The sequence below is a fragment of the Arthrobacter alpinus genome, from assembly GCF_001294625.1.
In the GTDB taxonomy this organism is placed as follows: domain Bacteria; phylum Actinomycetota; class Actinomycetes; order Actinomycetales; family Micrococcaceae; genus Specibacter; species Specibacter alpinus_A.
The window spans coordinates 409,865-434,303 of sequence record NZ_CP012677.1 but is presented as its reverse complement, the minus strand read 5'-3'; the positions used below and the strand labels follow the sequence as shown (position 1 = coordinate 434,303).

At 63.7% G+C, this 24,439-nt stretch carries 21 protein-coding genes and 1 riboswitch; of the genes, 10 read left to right on the top strand and 11 right to left on the bottom strand.

Translation table 11 applies throughout. The features are described from left to right. Positions 1-24 precede the first annotated feature (24 nt). Positions 25-609 (bottom strand): helix-turn-helix domain-containing protein, encoded by a 585-nt coding sequence (locus AOC05_RS01850; protein ID WP_062005187.1) that lies wholly within the window; start codon positions 607-609, stop codon positions 25-27. A 217-nt stretch (positions 610-826) separates the two neighbouring features. On the opposite strand from AOC05_RS01850, the gene AOC05_RS01845 reads away from it, so the two are divergent. Beyond that, positions 827-2,326: a sodium:solute symporter gene (locus tag AOC05_RS01845; RefSeq protein ID WP_082358100.1), complete on the top strand. Its 1,500-nt coding sequence runs from the start codon at positions 827-829 to the stop codon at positions 2,324-2,326. Between the two features lie 87 nt (positions 2,327-2,413). Beyond that, a riboswitch (SAM riboswitch) is annotated at positions 2,414-2,527 on the top strand. Positions 2,528-2,543: 16 nt separating this feature from the next. After that, entirely contained in the window at positions 2,544-2,846 is a 303-nt protein-coding gene (locus AOC05_RS01840; RefSeq protein WP_062005184.1) for a hypothetical protein, read from the top strand. Positions 2,847-2,865: 19 nt separating this feature from the next. Here AOC05_RS01840 and AOC05_RS01835 read toward each other — a convergent pair whose 3' ends face one another. Next, positions 2,866-3,096, bottom strand: coding sequence for a biotin/lipoyl-containing protein (locus AOC05_RS01835; protein WP_062009212.1), 231 nt, complete (start codon positions 3,094-3,096; stop codon positions 2,866-2,868). 199 nt (positions 3,097-3,295) lie between these two features. Between AOC05_RS01835 and AOC05_RS01830 the strand changes: the two genes are divergently transcribed. Beyond that, positions 3,296-4,390, top strand: coding sequence for a VIT1/CCC1 transporter family protein (locus AOC05_RS01830; RefSeq protein ID WP_231687160.1), 1,095 nt, complete (start codon positions 3,296-3,298; stop codon positions 4,388-4,390). 100 nt (positions 4,391-4,490) lie between these two features. On the opposite strand, the gene purU is transcribed toward AOC05_RS01830, so the two are convergent. Genes purU through glyA form a run of 7 tightly spaced genes read right to left on the bottom strand, consistent with a single transcriptional unit; the run spans position 4,491 to position 13,263 of the window. Further along, positions 4,491-5,402 carry a formyltetrahydrofolate deformylase gene (gene purU, locus AOC05_RS01825; RefSeq protein ID WP_062005182.1) on the bottom strand — a complete coding sequence of 304 codons (912 nt, stop codon included), beginning with the start codon at positions 5,400-5,402 and terminating at the stop codon, positions 4,491-4,493. A 1-nt stretch (position 5,403) separates the two neighbouring features. Next, complete coding sequence (locus AOC05_RS01820) at positions 5,404-6,777, bottom strand: L-serine ammonia-lyase (protein ID WP_062005180.1); 1,374 nt, start codon at positions 6,775-6,777, stop codon at positions 5,404-5,406. Next, complete coding sequence (locus tag AOC05_RS01815) at positions 6,768-7,406, bottom strand: sarcosine oxidase subunit gamma (protein WP_062005178.1); 639 nt, start codon at positions 7,404-7,406, stop codon at positions 6,768-6,770. Before AOC05_RS01815 ends, AOC05_RS01820 begins: the two co-directional genes overlap by 10 nt. Continuing rightward, a complete protein-coding gene (locus tag AOC05_RS01810) occupies positions 7,399-10,347 on the bottom strand; it encodes a 2Fe-2S iron-sulfur cluster-binding protein (RefSeq protein WP_062005176.1) in 2,949 nt (982 codons plus the stop codon). The genes AOC05_RS01815 and AOC05_RS01810 overlap by 8 nt, the downstream gene beginning before the upstream one ends. 2 nt (positions 10,348-10,349) lie before the next feature. Beyond that, positions 10,350-10,712, bottom strand: a complete 363-nt coding sequence (locus tag AOC05_RS01805) for a sarcosine oxidase subunit delta (RefSeq protein ID WP_062005174.1) — start codon at positions 10,710-10,712, stop codon at positions 10,350-10,352. A 29-nt stretch (positions 10,713-10,741) separates the two neighbouring features. Beyond that, positions 10,742-11,962 (bottom strand): sarcosine oxidase subunit beta family protein, encoded by a 1,221-nt coding sequence (locus AOC05_RS01800; RefSeq protein ID WP_062005172.1) that lies wholly within the window; start codon positions 11,960-11,962, stop codon positions 10,742-10,744. Continuing rightward, a complete protein-coding gene (gene glyA / locus AOC05_RS01795) occupies positions 11,959-13,263 on the bottom strand; it encodes a serine hydroxymethyltransferase (RefSeq protein WP_062005170.1) in 1,305 nt (434 codons plus the stop codon). Before glyA ends, AOC05_RS01800 begins: the two co-directional genes overlap by 4 nt. A 179-nt stretch (positions 13,264-13,442) precedes the next feature. Here glyA and AOC05_RS01790 point away from each other — a divergent pair, with 179 nt between their 5' ends. Next, complete coding sequence (locus tag AOC05_RS01790; protein WP_062005167.1) at positions 13,443-14,114, top strand: GntR family transcriptional regulator; 672 nt, start codon at positions 13,443-13,445, stop codon at positions 14,112-14,114. Here AOC05_RS01790 and AOC05_RS01785 read toward each other — a convergent pair whose 3' ends face one another. Then, positions 14,115-15,623, bottom strand: a complete 1,509-nt coding sequence (locus AOC05_RS01785) for a PucR family transcriptional regulator (protein WP_062005165.1) — start codon at positions 15,621-15,623, stop codon at positions 14,115-14,117. 142 nt (positions 15,624-15,765) lie between these two features. Between AOC05_RS01785 and AOC05_RS01780 the strand changes: the two genes are divergently transcribed. The 6 genes from AOC05_RS01780 (at position 15,766) to AOC05_RS01755 (ending at position 23,248) form a co-directional block, all read left to right on the top strand. Further along, entirely contained in the window at positions 15,766-17,304 is a 1,539-nt protein-coding gene (locus AOC05_RS01780) for a purine-cytosine permease family protein (protein ID WP_062005163.1), read from the top strand. Between the two features lie 44 nt (positions 17,305-17,348). Continuing rightward, on the top strand, positions 17,349-18,605 hold the full coding sequence (locus AOC05_RS01775; protein WP_062005161.1) for an aminopeptidase P family protein: 1,257 nt from the start codon (positions 17,349-17,351) through the stop codon (positions 18,603-18,605). Positions 18,606-18,682: 77 nt separating this feature from the next. Beyond that, a complete protein-coding gene (locus AOC05_RS01770) occupies positions 18,683-19,480 on the top strand; it encodes a creatininase (RefSeq protein WP_186758987.1) in 798 nt (265 codons plus the stop codon). Positions 19,481-19,722: 242 nt separating this feature from the next. Further along, positions 19,723-21,057, top strand: coding sequence for an MFS transporter (locus AOC05_RS01765; RefSeq protein ID WP_395939440.1), 1,335 nt, complete (start codon positions 19,723-19,725; stop codon positions 21,055-21,057). A gap of 52 nt (positions 21,058-21,109) precedes the next feature. After that, the gene (locus AOC05_RS01760; RefSeq protein WP_062005153.1) at positions 21,110-22,366 is read left to right on the top strand and encodes an aminopeptidase P family protein; all 1,257 of its coding nucleotides are present in this window, start codon (positions 21,110-21,112) and stop codon (positions 22,364-22,366) included. An 84-nt stretch (positions 22,367-22,450) separates the two neighbouring features. Beyond that, positions 22,451-23,248, top strand: coding sequence for an IclR family transcriptional regulator (locus AOC05_RS01755; RefSeq protein ID WP_082358098.1), 798 nt, complete (start codon positions 22,451-22,453; stop codon positions 23,246-23,248). A 23-nt stretch (positions 23,249-23,271) separates the two neighbouring features. On the opposite strand, the gene AOC05_RS01750 is transcribed toward AOC05_RS01755, so the two are convergent. Continuing rightward, positions 23,272-24,399 (bottom strand): LOG family protein, encoded by a 1,128-nt coding sequence (locus AOC05_RS01750; protein ID WP_062005149.1) that lies wholly within the window; start codon positions 24,397-24,399, stop codon positions 23,272-23,274. Positions 24,400-24,439: the final 40 nt, after the last annotated feature.

Sequence of the window (24,439 nt, the reverse complement as noted above, 5' to 3'; positions counted from 1 at the left end):
CGGCTCCGAGCGCACCCGGCTCCGCTAGCCTCCCGGACCGGAGGCTGCAGGAACCAGGATCCACAGCGCCTCGACGGGGGTGCCGTAGCGGTTTTCCCAGGAGTGTGGTTCGCGTCCTGAAAAGGAGAGCGTGTCCCCTGCCTGCAAGTCATAGGATTCCGCTGTCATGATCAGAGTCAGCTCACCGCTGATGATGTGCAGCACGTCCACGTCGCAGTCCACGGCGTAAAGCTCGGATTCGCCTCGCCCAAACGGGGCAATGGTGGCCGAGAGGATCTGAAGCCGGCGCTCGGACCTGGCCGTGAGCAGCCGCTCCACGATCCCGTCGCCGCCTAGGGAGATGCGCGGTCCCTCGCCGGCAGGGGTGAAGTGCGTCTCGGGGACGGCAAAGAGGTCCCCGATGGAGATGGAGAGAACTTGGCACAATGTCACCAAAGACGCCACACTTGGTGAGGTTAGATCGCGTTCCACCCGGCTAAGAAACCCCTTGGTCAGGCCGGTCGCATCTGCCACATGCTCAATAGTGAGTCGCTGGGACTGGCGCGCTGCCCGAATTCGGGATCCTATGGCCACCGGTGCCGTACTAGGCTCTACGGGCAACGCTTTCATTCTCGCTCCTTCTTGGTTGCGGGCCTGATGCGCCCACCGTGACTCTATACGGGCATCACACACACTTCGATTTTTTGACTGTTACCTCAATCACAGTTTAGCCTATTGGACAACAGATGTTGCCTACCAGGCAATTTTTTTGGGGAATCCCCCTCACAGCACCTTGGAGCACTACGTGACATTGAACATTGCAATAGTCGTCATTTACTTGGTGGCCATGCTGGCCTTCGGCTGGTGGGGCAAGTCCCGAACCAAGAACAATAGTGACTTCCTCGTGGCCGGCCGACGCCTTGGCCCCTTCCTCTACACCGGCACCATGGCCGCCGTCGTCCTCGGTGGAGCCTCCACCGTGGGAGGCGTGGGGCTAGGCTACAAGTTCGGCATTTCAGGCATGTGGCTGGTGGTTGCTATTGGCATCGGGGTACTGCTGCTGAGCCTGCTGTTTGCCCCCACCATCCAAAAGCTGAAGATCTACACGGTCTCCCAAATGCTGAGCCTGCGCTACGGCAAGGAGACCACCAAGATGTCGGGCATCGTCATGCTCGCCTACACGATCATGATCTCGGCAACTTCCACCGGCGCCTACGCCACCATCTTTGTGGTGCTGTTCGGCTGGGACCGCTGGCTGGCCATTGCCGTGGGTGGGGCCATTGTGCTCATCTACTCCACCGTTGGCGGCATGTGGTCCATCACCCTGGCCGACCAGGTGCAGTTCGTGATCAAGACCGTGGGCATCTTCTTCCTCATGCTCCCGTTCGCGTGGAACGCCGCCGGTGGCATCGACGGCATCAAGGAACGCGTTGACGCCAGCTTCTTCGCGTGGGACGGCATCGGCATCCAGACCATCATCACCTACTTCGTGGTCTACACCCTGGGCCTGCTGATTGGCCAGGACATCTGGCAGCGTGTCTTCACCGCCCGCGACCCACAGGTGGCCCGCTGGGGCGGCGCCACCGCCGGCATCTACTGCATCCTGTATGGCGTGGCCGGCGCCCTGATCGGACTGGCCGCCAAGGTAGCTCTGCCCACCATCGACGTCGCCAACCTGGGCAAGGACGTCGTCTACGCCGAAGTGGCCACCCACCTGCTGCCCATCGGCATTGGTGGGATCGTCATGGCCGCCGCCGTGGCCGCCATGATGTCCACCGCATCGGGTTCCCTGATTGCCGCCGCCACCGTGGCCCGCAAGGACGTTGTCCCGTTCGTGGCCAGCTGGTTCGGCAAAACCATCGACACCTCAGACAGCTCCAACCCCGAGCATGACGTCAACGCCAACCGCTGGTACGTGCTGGGCCTGGGGCTCCTAGTGGTCCTGATTTCCATTGTTGTCAACGACGTGGTGTTCGCCCTGACCATCGCCTACGACATCCTGGTTGGCGGTTTGCTGGTGTCCATCATCGGCGGCCTGGTGTGGAAGCGTGGCAACGGACTTGGCGCCGCCTGGTCCATGGTGGTTGGCAGCCTGCTGACCATCGCCCTGCTGGTGCTGTACGCCACCGGCGTGATCCCCAGCGCCGATGGCATCTACGCCAACGAGCCGATCTACTTTGGCCTGCTCGCCTCGCTGGTGGTCTACATCGCGGTCTCCCTACTGACCCCGGCAACGCCCGCGAACATCCGCAAGATTTGGGACGACCGCCTCGCAGCGGCTGCCACTGATTCCAATTCAGATGATATCGACACCGTCATGACGGGCAAGAACAGCACCACCGTGTAGTTCGACCAACGTAGGACGGCGGTTGGTGACGTAATAAATTACGTCATCAACCGCCGTCGTACTTTAAAGCGCTACGGTGGAAACCAGCTTCACGAGATGCGATGCCAAGCTCCGACTGGTCGCACGCCAACCCCATGTTCACAGGGTGGCTCGGATGAGGAAGTGACCTGCGGTGACTGGATCCGCGGGTAAGAGCACCCCCATCAAAGGTTTGATCATGGCAACTATTTCCGCAGACCGTAGCCGCTCTTCTCACAACGCCGCTCCCCGCACGGCCCCACCCTCAGCCGGCATCCCCGTTCTGCCGGCCGTGGATGTGAATTTGGGCGCCGTCACCTTTTTCACCCCCAGGGGTCACCACAGCTACTTCTGCGCCGCACCGGCACTGCTGGTGGACGCGCTGGCGGCGGCGGTGCGTGCCGCCCGCTGGGTACCGGAAATCGGCACGCTGGTGGTCACCATGGCGCAGACCGGTTCACGGGAGAGCCGCAGCCTGGGCTTCAAACTCGAAAAGTACTAGGCCGGCGCAACCCCGGCGGCTAGGCGATGGTGGCAATAACGGCGCCCTGCGCCACCTCGTCACCTTCTTGGACGTGCCACGTGAGCACGCCCGCGGCGGGGGCGTTGATTTCGGCGTCGAACTTGTCGATGGTGACCTCGGCCAGCACCTGGTAGGGGCGCACGGCGTCGCCGTCGGGCACCAGCCACAGGGTCAGCACGCCTTGGTCCTGCGGGTCCCCGGTCATCATCGGGAAAAGCACCTCAACCATTTTCACTGACCTGCTTCCGATCCGTGGCCGCCAACGCTGCGTGATTCCCAGCATATCCGCACCCTTTTTGCGCACGTCCTTTTCTCCGTGGCTAGCCGGGCGAAAGTGCGGTAGGCCGAAACTATTTTTCAAGGATCACCGGCCGGAAATTGCCACCAATACGCGCTACAGTAATGGCTTACTTGAGGAGTTCCCTACTGTGCCAGAACGCATTCCCACCCCCGTAGAAATCAGTCGCTGGCGCCAATATCTGGCCGACGAACGGGCCGAAGCCGCCGTTTACCGCGACCTGGCCAAACGCCGCGAGGGCGAGGAAAAAGCCATCTTGCTGGCCCTGGCGCAGGCGGAGGGCCGCCACGAAAAGCATTGGTTGAACCTTCTGGGCGAGCACGCCGAGCCGCCGGTGGCCGCGTCCGCCCGCAATCAGTTGCTGGGCCTGCTGGCCCGGTGCTTCGGTTCCGTCTTTGTGCTGGCCCTGGCCCAACGCTCGGAATCCCGCTCCCCCTATGCCACCGACGCCGACGCCACCGACGCCATGGCCGCCGACGAATCGATCCACGAAGAGGTGGTCCGAGGCCTGGCCACGCGGGGGCGCATCCGTCTCTCCGGATCGTTCCGGGCGGCGGTTTTTGGCGCCAATGACGGACTGGTCAGCAACCTCTCCCTCGTCGTGGGCATGGCGGCCACGGGCGTGGGCAGCCAGGTGGTTTTATTCAGCGGTGTGGCGGGGCTCCTGGCTGGCGCCTTGTCCATGGGGGCGGGCGAATTTGTTTCTGTGCGGTCCCAGCGTGAACTCCTGGACGCCTCCCAACCCACCCAGATCACCCTGTCCGCAGCTCCGTCGCTGGATCTGGAGAACAACGAGCTGGTGCTGGTGTACCTGGCCCGTGGCATGTCCCGCGAAGCAGCCGAACACCGTGCGGCCGAGCGCATGGGTGGCTTCACCTGCGACTGTGATCCCAGCCTGTCCCTGCGCCCCGACGAGTTCAAGTCCGCGGACGACCACGAAACCCTCGGCACTGCTTGGGGCGCCGCCACCTCCAGCTTCTGCTTCTTTGCCTCCGGCGCCATCATCCCCATCCTGCCGTTTGTGTTTGGCATGACGGGGGTGAGCGCCCTAGTCCTGGCCTGTGTGTTGGTGGGCCTGACGCTGATGGGGACTGGCGCCGTCGTCGGATTGCTCTCAGGCGCCTCACCGCTGTGGCGGGGACTGCGCCAGCTGGGTATCGGCATGGGTGCAGCGGCGGCAACGTATCTGCTCGGGCTGGCTTTTGGCGGGATCGTGGGCGGCTAGGACCATCCATCATGCGTACGACTCGCGACGAGTTTGGCGCCACTGGACAAGTTGCGCCGAAATCCGGGCGGGTCCTGCGCATAGCGGAAGGTTCTCCGCGCTAGCGCAGCACGATGGTCCTGTTCCCCTGGACTATCACCCGGCCCTCGCAATGCCAGCGCACGGCGTTGCTGAGTGCCTTGCATTCGGTGTCCCGCCCGGCAGCCACCAGATCCTCCGGACCGAAAGTGTGGTCCACCTCGACCACCTGCTGGGAGATGATGGGCCCCTCATCCAGTTCACTGTTGACGTAGTGCGCCGTGGCCCCAACGGTCTTCACACCGCGCGCATAGGCCTGATGGTAGGGCTTGGCGCCTTTGAAGCTGGGCAGGAACGAGTGATGGATGTTGATGGCGCGTCCCTCCAGGTGGCGGGTGAGCCCGTCGCTGAGGACTTGCATGTAGCGGGCCAGCACCACCAGTTCGACGTCGAACTGGTCCACCAGCTCCATCAGCCGCGCCTCCGCCTGTGGTTTGGTGTCGGCGGTGACGGGTACGTGGAAGAAGGCGATGCCGTGCCACTCCGCCAGCCGCTGATGGTCTGGATGGTTGGAAACCACAGCCACCACCTCCACCGGCAACTCCCCTGTGCGGGTGCGGAACAGCAGGTCGTTGAGGCAATGCTCAAACTTGGAGACCATGATCAACACCCGCCGCTTGGCGCCGTGCGGGCGCAGCTCCCAACGCATGCCGTGCTGTTTCGCCACCGGTTCCAGCGCCGCACGCAGCGCATCCTGGGTCAGCTCCCCAGCCGGCGCCTCAAAGTGCAGCCGCATGAAGAAGCGGCCGTCCGGTTCCGGCGCCCCGGCCACCACCCTCAGGTGCTGACGGTCACTGAACTGACGCACGTCGATGATGTCCGCGCCCTGCCCCAACAAAACGCCGGAAACCTGGTGGACGATCCCGGGACCGTCCGGGCAATCCAGCGTGAGCACATATTGGGCCGTTTCAACCGGCTCTACCAAAGTGTCCATGTCAGCACTCGATCACATTCACGGCTAGGCCCCCGCGGGAGGTTTCCTTGTATTTGCTCATCATGTCGGCACCTGTTTCCCTCATGGTCTTGATCGCCTTGTCCAATGAAACTTTCTGGCTGCCGTCCCCGTGCAGGGCCAGCCGTGCGGCATTGATCGCCTTGACGCTGGCGATCGCATTGCGTTCAATGCACGGGATCTGCACCAGCCCGCCCACGGGGTCGCAGGTCAGGCCCAGATTGTGCTCAATGCCGATTTCCGCGGCGTTCTCGGCCTGCACGGGTGTTCCACCCAGTAGCTCGCACAGGGCGCCGGCGGCCATGGAACACGCCGAGCCCACCTCGCCCTGGCAGCCCACCTCGGCGCCGGAGATGGAGGCGTTGAGCTTGAAGAGCATGCCGATGGCCGCGGCCGTCAACAAGAACTTCACGACGCCGTCGTCGTTGGCACCCGGCACAAACTTCATGTAATAGTGCAGCACGGCCGGGATAATGCCGGCAGCCCCGTTGGTGGGGGCGGTGACAATGCGCCCGCCCGCAGCGTTTTCCTCATTGACTGCCAGGGCGAAGAGATTGACCCACTCCATGGCTCGCAGGGGGTCCGAGGCGTCCTCGGGCGCCTGCAGCGTGCGGAAAAGCCCTGGCGCACGGCGCGTCACCCTCAGCCCGCCGGGCAGGATGCCCTCGGCGGCGCAACCGTTGGCCACGCAAGCCTGCATGACGGCCCAAATGTTCAGCAGCTTGGCCCGCAATTCCTCCTCCGAATGCCACACCAGTTCATTGGAGATCATGACCTCGGAGATGCTCATGCCCTCCCGGGCGCAGATGGCCAGAAGCTCGTCGGCGGTGCTGAACGGGTGCGGCAGGACGGTTTCGTCCATGACCACCCGGTCCGCCCCCACAGCCTCTTCGTCCACCACAAAGCCGCCGCCCACGGAGTAGTACGTGCGTTCGCGCACCGCCGCACCGGCGTGGTCCAGCGCCCGGAACGTCATGCCGTTGGGGTGGGCCGGCAGCGACTTGCGCCGGTGCAGCACCACATCCTTCTCGTAGTTGAAGTCCACGCGGTGCCGGCCCCCGAGCATCAGCTGCGCATCCAGCGCCGCCGCTGCAACCTGGTCGTCGGCTGTGGCGGTGTCTACAGTTTCCGGGTCCTGCCCCTGCAGCCCCAGCACCACGGCTTTGTCCGAGCCGTGGCCGCGGCCCGTGGCGCCGAGCGAGCCGAATAGCTGGGCCTCAATGCGGACCACACCGGTGAGTACGCCGTCACGCTTAAGTCCGTCGGCAAAACGCTTCGCCGCACGCATCGGGCCCACAGTGTGGGAAGAGGAGGGCCCGATGCCGACGGAGAACAGGTCCAGGACGCTTAGTGCCATGACGTGTTCCCTGCGGCAAATTCCCGCATGCCGTCCAACAGCCAGCGTCCCAGGTAGTCGGCAAAAGAAGCCCTCGGGAATATCAAGAACGCGTCATCGCCGGTCTTCCACAAGATGGTGGGGATCTTGCCGATTTCCGTGGTGATGGCGGTGCCGGTAGCGAAGGAGCGCGGGTGCAGGTCAGCCGCGCAACTCTTCTCGAGCACGGCCCGGGCGCTGGGCCCAGCCAGCTCGAAGGTGGTGCGGTTGCTGGAGAGCTCGATGGCCTGCCCGGCACCGTCACCCAGTGCCTCAACGAGGCTGGCGGCCAGCCCGCCACCGTCCGCGCCGCCGTCGTCGGGGGCGATGGTGAGGAACTCGTCCGGCCCCAGCCACAGGGTATTCACCCCGCCCGGCCCGGCCGTGACCTGCCCGCAACTGGCGGGCAACCCGCCCGTCCGCGCACCGATCCGCTGCCCAGCCTCGGACAGGGGGTCCACGCGGATCCCGACCATCCGCTGGAACGGGATTTCGCGCAAGGCAACCCCGTACTCCCCCACCACTACGGCCACCTCGAAGTCCGTCCATAGGTGCGCAGCCGGGCTCCGTCGCAGTGCCTGTACATTTGCGTTTGCTGCTGTGTTAACCATCTCGGCGCTTCCCTTCGGCATCAAAAAGTACTGTTTCCCCAACAACCACGTCCACCAGCTCGGACCCGACGGCAGCGATGAGGCGTTCACCGATCCGGTTGCGTCCGTCCTTAATCATGGCCAGCCCGAAGGACCGTCCCAGGGCGGCGCTGTGGTAGCTGGAAGTGACGAATCCCTGCATGGGCACGGGCCCGTAGGCGGGGTTCACGCTGACCCCGGCCGCCACCAGCTGCGTGCCCTCCGGCAGGCGGATGGAACCGTCCACCGGCAGCACGCTGACCAAGTGTTTGCGGCCCTCCCGGACGGCGCCGGCGCGCTGGTAGGATCGCTTGCCGATGAAGTCCTTGGCCTTGGAAACCACCCAGTCCATGCCCGCATCCTGCGGGGTGACAGTGCCGTCGGTGTCTTGGCCGACGATCGGGTAGCCCTTTTCGGCACGGAGCACGTGCATGGTTTCGGTGCCGTACGGGGTGATGTTGAATTCCTCCCCCGCCGCCGTCACGTCCTCCCAGGTCGAGAGTCCGTACCAGGCCGGGACGTTGATCTCGTAGGCGAGCTCGCCGGAGAAGGAGATGCGGCACACCCGCGCCGCAACGCCGGAGGCTAGCACCGTCTCTCGGAACGCCATGAATCCGAAGGCCTCGTTGGAGAGGTCCAGATCCGGGGCCAGCTTGGCCAGCACGGCCCGGGACTTGGGCCCGACAACAGCGATGGTGGTCCATTGCTCGGTCACCGAGGTGAAGGTGGCGTCCAGTTCGGGCCATTCGGTCTGCTGCCATTCCTCCAGCCAGTCCAGCACCTTGGCGGCGCCGCCGGTGGTGGTGGTCATGAAGTAGCGGTCCTCATCCAGGCGCAGGGTCACGCCGTCGTCGAAGATCATCCCGTCCGGGGTGCACATGACTCCGTAGCGGGCGGAGCCGGGGGCGAGCTTCTTGAACGCGTTGGTGTAGATCCGGTTCAGAAACTCCCCGGCGTCCTGGCCGCGGATTTCGATCTTGCCCAAGGTGGTGGCATCCATGTATCCCACGGACTCACGCGTTGCAGCGCACTCGCGCAGCACGGCCGCGTCCATGTCCTCGCCCGGCTGCGGATAGTACCAGGGCCGTTTCCACTGGCCCACGTCCTCGAACAGGGCGCCGCGGTCCACGTGCCAGGAATGGATGGAGGTGCGGCGGGCGGCGTCGAACAGGTCCCCGCGCTGCCGGCCGGCCAGAGCCACGAACGCGACGGGTGTGAATGGTGCCCGGTAGGTGGTGGTGCCGATCGCGCCGATGTCCGGGTCCACCACGGTGCCCTGCTGGCGGAACGCTGCGGCGATGACGCCAATCGCGTTCACGCCCGAGGTCTTACCCTGGTCGTTAGCGGTGCTGATGGAGGTGTAGCGCTTGATGTGTTCCACGCTGCGCAGTCCGGCACCGGTGGAGCGCCACACGTCGGCAACGCTTTGGTCGCGCTGGAAGTCCACGAAGTGGTGGTGCCAGTCCGACGCCGATCCTTGCGTACCGCCCACCAGCCACAATGCGCGGGTGGGGCCCGTGGGTTGGGCCGGGCGTGCGGGGCGCGCCGCCACTGCGGTGGCGGCAGCAACGGCGGCGGCCGTGGCGAACCCGGCGTTGACGGCGGCAACAGAACCGGCACTAGCTCCCTCGGCCACGCAGTCAGCGAGGGCGTAGCTGCCGCGGCAGGCGCCAACGTTTTGCTGGTTCCTTACCACGGTGGACGGCACAAAGCCGGCCAGCTCCACGTCCCAGCGCACCTTGCCCTGCGCCTGGCTGTGCAGGTGCACCACCGGGCTCCAGCCGCCGGAGACGGCGAGCAGGTCCGCGGCGATTTCCTCCACCGCGCCGACGGGCGCGCCGTCGGCGTCGATCCCGGCGAGCATGACCGCCTCCAGCGCCGTGGCACCGGCGGTGTTGACCACGGCACTGCCAGTGATGACACGCACGTCCTCGCTAAGCGCTGCGGCAGCGGCCAGCGGCGACAGCTGCGGGCGGGCGTCAACGACGGCGGCCACCTCGATGCCCGCGGCCAGCAGGTCTGCGGCGAGCTGATAGGCGCTGTCGTTCGTGGTGCCGATGACCACCTTGGACCCGGCCGCCACGCCGTAGCGGTTGAGGTAGCTGCGTGCCGCCGAGGCAAGCATGATGCCGGGGCGGTCGTTGTTTTCAAACACGATGGGGCGTTCGTGGGCGCCAGTGGCCAGGACCACTTGCTTGGCGCGGATGTGCCAGATGCGCTGGCGGGAGACGCCGTCACCTGGGGCCGCCGCAACGTGGTCGGTGCGGTTCTGCACGGCGATCAGGAAGTTGCTGTCGTAGGAGCCGAACACGCTGGTGCGGTGCAGCACCGTGCATTCAGCGGCTGCGCCCAGTTCCGCCTGAACCCCGGCCACCCAGTCCAGAGCCGGGATGCCGTTGACGCGTTCGTCGCGTCCGGAAAGCAGGCTCCCGCCCAGTTCCGGCTGGTCGTCGATGAGGATGACGCGGGCGCCTGTAAGGGCCGCCTCGCGGGCCGCGGCGAGCCCTGCGGGCCCTCCGCCGACCACCAGGACGTCCGTGTGGACGTACTTTTTGTCGTAGACAGCCTCGTCCTGGGACGGATCGAGCCTGCCTAGGCCGGAAAGGAATTCGACGTCGAGCCCGTCAACGAGGGAGACGGCCGTGGCCGGAAGCATGGATTCGGCCGCGTGGCCGGGGAATCGTCCAGCAACCTTGATGAGCGCATTGGATTCCTCAACGCCTGCAGAGAGAATGCCGCGAGGGCGGTCCTCATAGAGGGAGTTGCCTGCGGCCAGACGGCCGTTGGCGATCAGCGCGGAGGCGATGGTGTCGCCCGGGTGGCCGGTGTGGCCGACGCCGTCGACGGTGAAGTTCCAGGTGGTGCTGCGGTCGATCCGGCCGCCGCTTGCGAGCCGGTTGGGCTGCTTGTTCTGCGGTGTCATGGCTACACTCCTTCCGATGTGCTGGTGTTACTTGCCTGGGCGGGCGCCAGCGGCTGGGCTGGTGCGTTTGCCGGTGTGGTTGCCGGGTCAAGGTCCGTCGGTGGCTGCTCGCCCATGCGGTAGACCGCGTGGATGTCATAGCTGACAGTGTCCCGGACCATGTTGAACCATTTGCGGCAGCCGGTGCTGTGCACCCACCGCTCCGCAAACAGCCCTTTCGTATTTTCTCGGAAGAACAGATACTCCGCCCATTCTCGGTCGGAGAGGTCCCCCGGGTGTGTGGGGTAGGCCACATGAGCTTGTCCCCCGTAGTGGAATTCGCCTTCGTTGCGCGGCCCGCAGTTGGGGCATGAAAACAACAACATCTTGTACTCCTTGTCTGGTGGGGCCGGTACTAGTGGGCCACGGCTGCGGCGCCGTGCTCGTCGATGAGGGCGCCGGTTTCAAAGCGTTCCATGGAAAACGGCTTGTTCAGCGTGTGCGGGGCGCCGGTGGCGATGGTGTGGGCAAAGGTCAGTCCGGCGGCGGGCGTGCCCTTGAACCCGCCGGTCCCCCAGCCGCAGTTAACATACATGTTCTCCACCGGGCTCAGGCCCACAATGGGCGAGGCGTCCATGGTGGTGTCCACGATCCCACCCCAGGTGCGCAGCACGTGGGCGCGGGCAAAGATGGGGAAAAGTTCCACTGCGGCCGCCATCTGTTCCTCGATGACATGGAAAGAACCACGCTGGCCATAGCCGTTGTAGGAGTCGACGCCGGCCCCCATCACCAGTTCACCCTTGTGGGCCTGGGAGACGTAGACGTGCACGTGGTTGGACATGACCACTGTGGGGTGCACCGGTTCGTGCAGTTCCGAGACCAGTGCCTGCAACGGGTGTGACTGGATGGGGAGGCGGAAGCCTGCCATCTCGGCCAGCACCGAGCTGTGGCCCGCGGCGCAGAGCCCCACCTTTTCGGTGTTGATGGTGCCGCGGCTGGTCTTGACGCCGGTGACGCGATTGCCGTCCTTGATGAAGCCGGTGACCTCACAGTTCTGGATGATGTCCACGCCCAGCTCATCGCACTTGCGCGCAAACGCCCAAGCCACGTGGTCGTGTTTGGCGATACCGGCCCGGGGCTGGTAGGTGGCGCCCATCACGGGGTAACGGATGTTGTCGTTGATGTTCAGTATGGGGCACAGCTCTTTCACCTGCTTCGGGTCCAGCCACTCGGCGTCGACCCCGTTCAGCTGGTTGGCGCCCACACGGCGCATACTTTCACGCACGTCACCGAGCGTGTGGGCCAGGTTCATGACCCCGCGCTGGCTGAAAAGGAAATCGTAGTCGAGTTCCTCTGGCAGAATCTCCCACAGTTTCAGGGAGTGCTCGTAGATGGCTGCACTCTCATCCCACAGGTAGTTGGAGCGGATGATGGTGGTGTTGCGGGCCATGTTGCCACCGGCCAGCCAGCCCTTTTCCAAGATGGCGATGTTCGTCATGCCATGGTTCTTGGCCAGAAAGTATGCCGTAGCCAGTCCATGGCCGCCGCCACCAACGATCACGGCGTCGTATGACTTCTTCGGATCCGGGTTGCGCCACAGGAATTCCGGGTGTTCGGGCAGTTGTTCGGTGCTCACGGGGCAACTCCATTCAAGAGGGTCTCGGCGGACAGGTTCGGGTAGAGCGGGAATTTCTCGGCCAGGACGGTGACCCTGTCCCGGAGTAGCACAGCGGCCTCTTCGCTGAGCTCGCCCTTGATAGCCTCGGCGATGATGTCGGCAACCTCGGTGAACTCTGCAGCTGCGAATCCGCGGGTTGCCAGAGCCGGGGTGCCGATCCGCAGCCCGGAAGAGACCATCGGGGGTCGGGGATCGAACGGGACGGCGTTGCGGTTGACGGTGATACCGATCCGGTGCAGACGGTCCTCACCCTGCTGGCCGTCAAGCTCGGAGTTACGCAGGTCCACAAGAACCAGGTGAACGTCGGTGCCGCCACCCACCACGGAGATCCCGTACTCGGCGACGTCCGCCTCCAGCAGGCGCGCAGCCAGGATCTTGGCACCTGCCAGGGTGCGTTCCTGACGCTCCTTGAAAGCATCCGTGGCCGCGATCTTGAACGACACGGCCTTGGCCGCGATGACGTGCTCCAGGGGGCCGCCCTGTTGACCGGGGAACACGGCGGAGTTGATCTTCCGTGCCAGGGATTCCTTGCTGAGGATGACGCCGCCGCGCGGGCCGCCCAGGGTCTTGTGCGTGGTGGTGGTAACGACGTCGGCGTACGGCACCGGGCTTGGGTGCAGTCCGGCTGCCACGAGGCCGGCAAAGTGGGCCATATCCACCATCAAGTAGGCGCCAACCAAGTCCGCAATGCGGCGGAACTCGGCAAAGTCGAGCTGGCGGGTGTAGGCGGACCAGCCGGCCACGATCAGCTTGGGCCGGTGTTCCAGTGCCAGCGCCTGAACCTCGGCCATGTCCACTGTCATATCGGATTCGCGCACATGATACGGGACCACGTTGTACAGCTTGCCGGAGAAGTTGATGCGCATGCCGTGGGTCAGGTGCCCGCCGTGGGCCAGATCCAAGCCCATGATGGTGTCGCCCGGATCCAGCAGCGCGAACATGGCGGCGGCGTTGGCCTGTGCGCCGGAGTGCGGCTGGACGTTGGCGGCCTCGGCACCGAACAGGGCCTTGACCCGGTCGATGGCCAGCTGCTCAATCACGTCAACGTGCTCGCAGCCGCCGTAGTAGCGCTTACCCGGGAGGCCCTCGGCATACTTGTTGGTCAGCACCGAGCCTTGGGCTTCCATGACAGCGGTGGGGGCAAAGTTCTCGGAGGCGATCATTTCCAGCGTTGATTGCTGGCGCAGAAGTTCGGCTGTGATGGCCGCGTCGACTTCGGCGTCTACGCTGGAAAGGGTGTCTGTAAGCACGTCTACCATGGGTTGCTCCTTTGCAAGTCTTTAGTAGTCAACAACTACTAGTCAACTAATACATGACTGATATATTAGATTGAGTGCAATAATATGTTGTAGATCACTCGGCGTCAAGGGCGTCGTTCAAACACGGTGCCGCCAGCCAGTTGAGGCGACGCCATCCAGAACCCAAGGAGGAGCCACCGATGAGTCTTGCAGTGAAAGACGAGGCAGCCGCCCAAGCGGGGCTGCCGTTGTCAGAGCAGGCCTACCGGCACCTGCGCGACCAGCTGATCATGTTGGAGATCCGACCGGGCGATGCCATTAACGACTCGGCCCTGGCGACGAAGCTCGGGATTGGGCGCACCCCGGTACGCGAGGCGCTCAAGCGGCTGGAAAGCGACCATTTGGTGGTCTCCTATCCGCGACGGGGAACATTTGCGACCCGAGTCGACATCACGGAACTGGCAGATATTTCCGAGATCCGCGAACTCCTGGAGCCACTGGCGGCCCGGAGAGCGGCGCAGACCGCCACACTGGAGATGCGAAGCCGACTGCGGGAACTGGCTGCCGACATTGCAGGTTCAGGCCCCGGCGGCACGGACCAGCTCTCGCTCATGCGATATGACATCATGGTGCACCGGCAGATCTATGCGGCCGCCGCGAATCCGCACTTGGAGGACGTGCTTATCCGGTACGACAACCTGGCGACTCGCATCTGGTGCCTGGTGTTGGACAAAATTCCGTCAGTGGCCGGACATATCATTGAACACGTCGAGTTGCTCAATGCAATCGCCGACGGCGACGCCGAACTGGCCGGCAGGCTGGCGTTGGAGCACGTGACCAGCTTTGAAAAGACCATCCGCAGCGTGCTGTAGCTAGTGAATAGCTCGCCTGGAAATAGTCGGAGCAAGTGCGGCGTATGCGGCCGCCGCCGCAGCGACGTGGATGGCAAACAGCCTGCCCGAGGTGCGCGGATCCCCGCCCAGCAGGTCCCGGATCTTGTTCAACCGCTTGTGCATGGTCTGCCGCTCAACGTTCAAGGTGACGGCGGACGCCGTCGTGTTGCACCCCGATTCCAGCCAGCACAGCAGGCTTGCAAGCAGGGCCGTGCCGTGCTTACGGTCCCAGTCCAATACCTCCCCGATGCACGCGCGTACATACAACTCCAGAAAGCCCGAGTCGGGCACCGCCCTCACGATTCGCCGGCCCAAAAATTCAATGGCGTCGAGCACCTCGCCCGCGGCAGGCATTCCGAGTCCCATGGTTTCCTGCGCCTCCACATAGGACTCGTGAGCGCGGAAACCGTCGTCCACGGTCGGCCCGAAAGCCGCGCAGGTGTCAGTGCCGCGCAGGGCCTCCCGCGCCGCATGGAGCAGAGCTTCACGTGACTTCCGCGTCTTGCTTCGGGGCAAGGCGAACAGCACGGCCAGGTCCCCGTCCCACAAATGCGACTTGATTTTCCCTCCCCCGGCACGGAGGACTCTTTCGACGGCGGAGAAGTTGGCCTCCCTGCCTGAGGCCCGAAAGATGGCCATGACCGCCGCCTGGCCCGGCAGCAACTCGGCTGCCAGCCAAAGCCGCTCGACGTTTCCGACACCGACACCCTCGATCACGGCCTCCATCAGCCGCGCATTGGCTACTTGTGCGGGCGTGGGGCGAAAAGCCTGCGCTAGGGCCAGTGCCAGAATTCCCGAGAGTCGATCGGCTGCCAGCTCCAACAAAAACGGGTCTGCCGACAGGGAACGGAGAGTCAGTTCGGCGGCCAGCTGTCCGCCAACCACAATGCCGGTCACCACTGTTGACCCGTCCCCTGCGATGGCGCTGCCTGCATGGCCCATGGGCAGACCGTCAGAAGCGGCCATCGACACCTCAGCCACCAAGGCCGTGGCAACCATTTCAAGGATGGACGGCAGGTGCGGGCCCCTGTCGGTGATCTGGCGTGCAATGCGGCGGGAGACCTCGTCGACCACCTGATGGGCAGCCGCCTGCTCATTGACCACAAGGCGGTTCACTGCCTCGGCAATGTCAACGAACGGCGCTACCGAGCGCAACTCGATCACGGGCAGTCCATAGCTGTCTGCCGCCGCTATGAGCCGGGCAGACAGAGGTGCACCCTGACCGGCAGTCTGCAGGGCCAGAGCCGCGATATTCCGGCCCGCCAGGCTGCGGATATACAGGTCCTGCTCCTGCGGGGGAAGAGCCAGCAACGCCGCGCCGCCGGAGAGCAGCAACTCCCCTCCTCGCAGAAGCGGGGCAATCTCAAGCACTTCGCTTGAATGCACCCACCGGACAATGCGCCGTAACGTACCGGGAACATTCCCGCGCAGTATGGGGTCTGCCTCCGACATGGCCGTGGAAGCAAGGACTTCTGCGAGTGTGATCATGATTATCCTGCCATTAATTGGAGACATACTGTCGCAACATCTGCGATTAGTGTAATCAAAATGTATATGTCATGTGCGTCAGATCACTAATAGGCTAAAGCAATCTTCCAAACCAATCACGACGAAGTGAATCGAGATTTGCATGAGCAAAGTTAGCCGACGGTCGCAGGAAACTACGATTGTCGAGGTTGAAGACGTCCTGCAACCCATCCCCGAATCGTTGCGAACCACCAAACTCTCCGGTCAGTTCTGGATCTGGGCAGGCGCCAACGTTGCCCCGATCAACTGGATCCTCGGAGCTCTGGGAATCCAACTTGGACTTGGCCTGCGCGACACCCTTATCGTGCTGATCGTCGGAAACGCCATCGGCATGGCGGGCTTCGGATTCTTCGTGATCCTGGGCCAGCGGACCGGAGCTACGGGCATGCTGCTGGCCCGCGGGGCCTTTGGCCGGCGCGGCGCATATCTCCCGGCCGCCATCCAGGCAACCATAGCCATTGGCTGGTCAGCTGTGAACACGTGGGTCATCCTGGACCTTGTCATGGCCTTGTTCGGCATGATCGGGTGGGTTGACCCCAGCCAGCGCAACCTGCTGGTTCGCATCGCCGTCGCCGCCGTCATCATGACAGTCCAGGTGGCCATCTGTTACCGAGGCTATCGTGCCATCGCCAAGTTTGAACGCATCACCATGCCACCAACCGTTATCGTTCTGGTCGCGATGTCCATCATCGCGTGGACGCACCTTGACATTAACTGGGGCTACGCGGGACCGGCCGGCCACGTTTTGGAGGGCATGCCGCGCATCGCCGCCATGTCCGCGATTATGACCGTGATCGGCATTGGCTGGGGAATCGGTTGGTTCACTTACGCCCCTGATTATTCCCGGTTTGTCAGCCGTAAGGTCAAACCGGCCAAGCTTTTCCTGGTCAGCGTCTTGGGCCAGTTCCTGCCGGTCGTCTGGCTGGGTATCCTTGGCGCCAGCCTCGCAACCAAAAACGGTTCGGCCGATCCAGGGGAACTGATTGTCTCCAACTTTGGCACTATGGCCATCCCGGTCATCCTGCTCGTGATCCACGGCCCCATTGCGACCAATATCATCAACCTGTACACCTTCGGTGTCGCCTTCCAGGCCCTGGATGTGAAGCTCTCCCGCCGCAAGCTCTCCATCCTGGTGGGAATCCTATCCATGATTGCCGTCATCTTCTTCATGTTCGCGGAGGACTTCGCGACGATCCTCGATACATGGCTGGGCACCATTGTGGCCTGGGTGGCAACTTGGGGCGGCATCATGGCAGTCCACTATTTCATCTTTGAACGGCACCACAAGGACTACTCGTACCTGTTCCTGGATCCGAAGTCCACGTCCCTTAAGAACTTTAATCCGATCGCTTTCATAGCCTTCTTTGTTGGAATCCTCATGACCTGGATGTTCATGTACGGCGGGATTCCGGCACTTCAGGGACCCATCGCAACGGCCATGGGTGGAATCGACCTCTCCTGGCTGGCCGGCACAGTCACTTCAGCCGGCCTCTACTTCGCCCTCGGATACCCACGGTTCCGCAAGCGCATCAAGGCTGGCGTACCCCTCGGCATCCGCGGTGGTCTCAATGAAGACGACGTGCTGGCAGAACACGGCGACGCCACTGAGGAAAAGCGCGTGGAGCCAGCTCACATCGCATAGCACCCCCCCCAATATTTCACCACCACACGCATAAGGAACATCCCATGACCATCGACATCTCCTCCGCCGCCACCTCCGTTTCTGAGTTGGAGCGCCTGAAAGTGCTGCATAACGGCCAGAAGGTGCAGCTGACATTCACCGACGCCGAGATGGAGCGACGCATTGCCGGACTGCGCAAGATCATGGCAGCGAAGGACCTCGACGCCGTCGTCCTGACCAGCTTCCACGGCATCAAGTACTACTCCGACTTCCTGTTCACCTACTTTGGCCGCTCCTACGCCATGGTGGTCACCCAGGACGACACAGTCACCGTCACCGCGAACATCGACGCCGGCATGCCCTGGCGCCGCGGCTACGGGGACAATATTGTCTACACGGACTGGCGCCGGGACAACTACATCTTCGCCATCCAGGAAGCCCTGCGCACCCGCGGCGTCACGGTCCGGCGCCTCGGTGTTGAGGACGACACCCTGCCACTGGACAACCGCAACAAGCTCCAGGCAGCGTTCGACGGCGCCACGCTAGTTGACGTGGCACAGGACGCCATGCGCCAGCGCATGATCAAATCCGCCGAGGAAATTGTTGTCATCAAGCACGGCGCCCGCATCGGGGACCTTGGCGGGGAAGCCATCAAGGCCGCCATCACCGCAGGCATCACCGAATACGAGGTGGCCCTGATCGGCACCGAAGCCATGGTCCACGAGATCGCCCGGACCTTCCCCGACTCGGAAATCCGCGACACCTGGGTCTGGTTCCAGTCCGGAATCAACACCGACGGAGCCCACAACTGGGCCACCACCCGCAAACTCCAAGAACACGACATCCTCTCGCTAAACTGCTTCCCGATGACCAGCGGCTACTACACCGCACTGGAACGCACCTTATTCCTTGGCGAGCCCGACGCCCGCTCCCTGGAACTGTGGAACGTCAACGTCGAAGTCCACCGCCGCGGCCTGGAACTGATCAAGCCCGGCGCCGTCTGCAAAGACATCGCCGCCGAACTCAATGAGATTTACATCGACCGCGGCCTGCTCGCCAACCGCACCTTCGGCTACGGCCACTCCTTCGGAGTCCTCTCCCACTACTACGGCCGCGAAGCCGGGCTGGAGCTGCGCGAGGACATCAACACCGTCCTGGAACCGGGCATGGTGGTCTCCATGGAACCGATGATCACCGTCCTGGACGGGCAGCCCGGCGCCGGCGGATACCGCGAGCACGACATCCTCGTGGTGGGCGAGGACGGCGCCGAAAATATCACCAAATTCGGCTTCGGCCCCGAAAACAACATCATCAACGCCTAACAACCCTTTCGCGGCGGCCGCCCGGTCGCCGCAGCCCACTACCTTGTAAGCCGCACGCAATGAGGAGAATCATCACTATGGACAAATCAGTATTTCTGGAAGACATGGACGCCTTCGCCTACCGTGAAGTCCTTGCATCCGGGGACGCGATTGTCCTGATCCCCGTCGGGTCGCTGGAACAGCATGGGTCGCACCTGCCGCTGGGGACGGACACCATCTTGTCCTCGCGATTCGCCGAGGCCGTCGCCACGCGGCTGGGTGCACTTGTTGCGCAGCCCATAGCCTACGGGTACAAGTCACAGCAGAAGTCCGGGGGCGGAAATCACCTCTCCGGAACTACCAGCCTGGATGGCGCCTCACTAATCGGTGTGGCGCGTAATCTAGTCAAGTCCTTCCTCAATCAGGGCGTCCGGCACGTGGTCTTTATCAACGGACACTTTGAGAACTACCAGTTCCTGTATGAGGGGATCGATCTGGCTCTGGAAGATCTGGGGATCGGGTCTGGGGCGCAACAGAGCGTGTTACTGCTGTCCTATTGGGACTTTGTCAGCCAGGACACGCTCGCTCTTGTCTACCCGGATGGTTTCCCGGGTTGGGACATCGAGCATGGCGGGGTGTTGGAAACTTCACTCATGCTTCACTTGGAACCGGCCAGGGTCGCCTTGGACCGGCTGGTGGACGGTCCGGCAGCGATGCTGCCGCGTTTCGACCGCCTCCCGGTGGTGCCGGAGAGGACACCCGCAACGGGCTGCTTGTCGTCTGCGGCCGGTTCCAGTGCGAACAAGGGCATCCTGCTGTACGAACAGGTAGTTGAGGACCTGGCCCAAGACCTGGCCGCCGAGCTGACCCGTAAACCGGCAGGCGTGCCCGCCTAGGAGCCATGCTTCGCCTGTTCAACTCAATTGCACGGAATGCAACAAAGGCGTCACTGCGGATAAATTCCCGCAGTGACGCCTTTGCCTTGACGAGGAAGAAAATGCTGGCCACTAAGACCCTTGACAGTGACCCGGCCCACACATAGTCTAGTGCAACAGTGTTGCGCTGAACGCAACCTCAAACACTTTTGGTGGACCTAATGACAAATCACGAACCCTCCAGCACCGGCCGGACGGCAACGATGCCTCCCATTCCGGAGCAGACAAGTCTGAGCGGCCAGCCCACACCCAATGACGGCAGGGGTGTTTCCAAGAGCACCCTGCGCCGCGTGGTTGGCGCGAGTTTCATTGGGAACTTTGTTGAGTGGTTCGACTATGCCGTCTACGGCTACCTGGCTGTCACCATCTCCCACGTATTCTTCCCCGAAGCGGACAAACAGACGGCACTACTGCTGACGTTTGGCCTGTTCGCCATCTCCTTCTTTGTCCGTCCCCTCGGCGGCTTCATCTGGGGGCACATCGGCGACAAGGTGGGCCGAAAGAACGCCCTGTCCCTGTCGATCCTGATCATGTCCGCGGCGACCTTTGCCATTGCCTTGATCCCCAGCTACGGCCTGATCGGCATCTGGGCACCGATCCTGCTGCTGTTGGTCCGCGTGGTCCAGGGCTTCTCGGCGGCCGGCGAATATGCCGGTGCCTCCGCGTTTCTGGTGGAGTATGCCCCGGCGAACCGGCGTGGCCTTTACGCCGCCGTGGTCCCTGCCAGCACGGCGGCCGGACTGCTGTTGGGCTCCCTGATTGCCCTGCTGCTGTCCGTGTCCATGTCCACGGACCAGCTGAACTCCTGGGGATGGCGGCTCCCCTTCCTGCTCGCGGCACCGATGGGCCTGATCGGCCGCTACATCCGCGTCAAGCTCGAGGACACCCCGGCATTCCTGGCCCTGGAGAAGGAAGACGAAGCCATCAAGGCGCCGGTGTTGTCCTTGTTCCGGGAACACTGGCGCCCGCTGCTGATCGCCGTCGGCGCCGTGGTCCTGAACGCCGTGGGCTTCTACGTGGTCCTCAGCTACATGCCCACCTACCTCAGCGAGGTTGTGGGCCTAGATGCCTCCCTGTCCTTCATCGCCACCACGGTTGCCCTGGCCACCTACATCGGCTTCATCTTCCTGACCGGCATGGCCTCGGACCGGTTCGGCCGCAAACGCGTCCTGATCACGGCCTCGATCCTGTTCGTGGTGCTGACGGTGCCGGCGTTCATGCTCCTGGGCACGGGCAACTTCTTGATCATCATCATGGTCCAGATCCTGCTGGGCGCCATGCTGACCCTCAACGACGGAACACTCCCCAGCTTCCTGGCCGAGCTGTTCCCCACCAAGGTCCGTTACAGCGGATTTGCCGTGAGCTTCAACCTGACCAACGCTCTCTTTGGCGGCACCGCACTGTTCGCCTCGACACTGCTCATCTCGCTCAGCGGCTCCGACCTGGCCCCAGGCTGGTACTTGATGGGTGCCGCCGTCGTATCCCTGATCGCTGTGTCACTGGCCAAGGAAACCTCTAAGGCCCCCTTGAAGCACTGACAGCCCCACCATTCCCTCGAATTTACATACGCAATATCAACAAGGAGTCACCATGAGCATCATCACCCCCGAAAACGCCACCTCCGTTTCTGAGTTGGAGCGCCTGAAAGTGCTGCATAACGGCCAGAAGGTGCAGCTGACATTCACCGACGCCGAGATGGAGCGACGCATTGCCGGACTGCGCAAGATCATGGCAGCGAAGGACCTCGACGCCGTCGTCCTGACCAGCTTCCACGGCATCAAGTACTACTCCGACTTCCTGTTCACCTACTTTGGCCGCTCCTACGCCATGGTGGTCACCCAGGACGACACAGTCACCGTCACCGCGAACATCGACGCCGGCATGCCCTGGCGCCGCGGCTACGGGGACAATATTGTCTACACGGACTGGCGCCGGGACAACTACATCTTCGCCATCCAGGAAGCCCTGCGCACCCGCGGCGTCACGGTCCGGCGCCTCGGTGTTGAGGACGACACCCTGCCACTGGACAACCGCAACAAGCTCCAGGCAGCGTTCGACGGCGCCACGCTAGTTGACGTGGCACAGGACGCCATGCGCCAGCGCATGATCAAATCCGCCGAGGAAATTGTTGTCATCAAGCACGGCGCCCGCATCGGGGACCTTGGCGGGGAAGCCATCAAGGCCGCCATCACCGCAGGCATCACCGAATACGAGGTGGCCCTGATCGGCACCGAAGCCATGGTCCACGAGATCGCCCGGACCTTCCCCGACTCGGAAATCCGCGACACCTGGGTCTGGTTCCAGTCCGGAATCAACACCGACGGAGCCCACAACTGGGCCACCACCCGCAAACTCCAAGAACACGACATCCTCTCGCTAAACTGCTTCCCGATGACCAGCGGCTACTACACCGCACTGGAACGCACCTTATTCCTTGGCGAGCCCGACGCCCGCTCCCTGGAACTGTGGAACGTCAACGTCGAAGTCCACCGCCGCGGCCTGGAACTGATCAAGCCCGGCGCCGTCTGCAAAGACATCGCCGCCGAACTCAATGAGATTTACATCGACCGCGGCCTGCTCGCCAACCGCACCTTCGGCTACGGCCACTCCTTCGGAGTCCTCTCCCACTACTACGGCCGCGAAGCCGGGCTGGAGCTGCGCGAGGACATCAACACCGTCCTGGAACCGGGCATGGTGGTCTCCATGGAACCGATGATCACCGTCCTGGACGGGCAGCCCGGCGCCGGCGGATACCGCGAGCACGACATCCTCGTGGTGGGCGAGGACGGCGCCGAAAATATCACCAAATTCGGCTTCGGCCCCGAAAACAACATCATCAACGCCTAACAACCCTTTCGCGGCGCCACGAACTCACGGTGGCGCCGCGAATGTGTTTAACGTCCGCAAGAATAGGGAAAGATGGGGATCATGATGACTCCCGCAGCCAAGGCCGACGCCGGCAACGGCAACTCCGAATCCCGCGGCACCTCGGTGATTGTCAACGCCATCGCCGTGCTGCGCTGCTTTTCGGCAGAGGAACCGCTGCTGGGCGTGACCGAGATCGCCCAGCGCGTCGGCATGCACAAGAGTAGCGTGTCCCGAATCCTGACCACTTTGGAGCAGGAGGACCTGGTGGAGCGAGATCCGGACTCGCGCCGGTTCAAGCTAGGACTGGGACTGATCGCCGTGGCCGGCCCCCTGCTGGCCGAACTGGAGGAACGGCGCGTGGCCTATCCCCTGCTGCTCCGCTTGACCGAACTGACAACGGAAACCAGTGCCCTGATGGTCTGGCACGGCGGCGAGTCCATGTGTGTGGAACAAATTGCCAGCCCCCAGCAGGTCAAGCACACCACCCCGTTGGGCGCCCGCTACCACGACGCCATGAGCGCCTCCGTGCAGGTGTTCCTCGCAGCCGAGTCAGAAGAACGCGTGCGCGCCTTAATCCTCAACGGCACCATCACCTATGCCGGCGTGGACGAGGCCAGCATGGAGGCTTACCTGCTCCGGCTCAAGGATGCCGAATCACGGGGCTTCGCCACCAACTACGGTGAATCCTCGCTGGACGAGGTGGGTGTTGCCGCGCCCGTCCGCGACCACCGAGGCAATCTGGTGGCGGCGGTGCTGATCCCGGCGCCCCGGTTCCGGGTCTCCCCGGAACGGCTGGCGACCCTGGGCGAGGCCTGTGCACGGACCGCCCAACAAATCACCAACCGGCTCGGCGGAGTTTAGTCCCGCCTTAAGTCGGCCAGCTTTCATTTCGCCAACAGCGCGCACGCCTCTTCGATGGAATCGACCACGTGCACGTGCCCGGCCATGGTCCGCCCGCCCGCCAACGCTTGAAGCAAGGGCCGCACCGGCAGCTCGCTTTCCCAGTGCCGGCGGCCCACAAGGACCATGGGTGTGACGGCCGTGTCCGCCGCATAGTAGTTCTCACACGCGTCCTGGAAGATCTCCTGCACCGTTCCGGCTGCGCCCGGCATAAAGATGGTCCCGCCGGTGGACCGCTCAAGCAACACGGCTTCCCTGATGGAGTTCGCAAAGTACTTGGCCGTGTGGGTGGCAAACATATTGGGCGGCTCATGGCCGTAAAACCAGGTGGGGATGCCAAGGGTGGAGGCCCCCGCCGGAAACTGGCTCAGCACGGCTGCCGCGGCACGCGCCCACCTGGTGATCGAGGGCCGGAAGCCGGGGACGGCAGCCAAGGTGCCCAGCGCACTGTCCAGGGCGGCGTCGTCGTACAGGGAAAGGTAGGCGCCCAGGTTTGCCGCCTCCATGGCGCCCGGGCCACCCCCTGTGGCAACCATGAACCCCTGGCGGGCCAGGGTCCGGCCCAACTGTGCGGCCTGCGCATAGTCGGCACTGTCGCGTGCGCCTGCGTGGCCTCCCATGACCCCCACAACCAGTGTTCCGGCCGCCTCGGACTCCGTAAGGAAGTCATCGAGGGCGTCCGAGATGGCGTGGTCGTGCATGGCCGTGGCGAGCGTGGCATTGAGTGCGCGGCTGGCCCCCGCCTGCAAGGTCCACTGATAAATCTGGGCATCGGGCACCGCTTCATATTCCGTGTCGCCAATGCCGGCGTAGAGTTCCGCGCCCGTGTACAGGTGCCCTCGGTAGGCGTTGAAGGGGATGTTGGGCAGGGTGGGGAAGATCAGGGCCCCGCGCGACCGTAGCAGGCCCTCGATTCCCGGTTCGAAGAGGCAGCCCATGAAAATGGCACCGCTTGCCTTGAGCCGGCCTAACTCCTGCGAACGCCGCCGAAGATCCACGGCCTGAAAATGCCACCCATGCATGGATTTTGCCCCTTCCGCCAGGAGCACGTCGAAACGCGCAACGTCCTCAATATCGACGGTTCGGGCGCGCGGAGCCAGGGGTGCGTTCACGTCCCCAGCCTATCGACCCCGGCGACGCGCGGATTGCCGA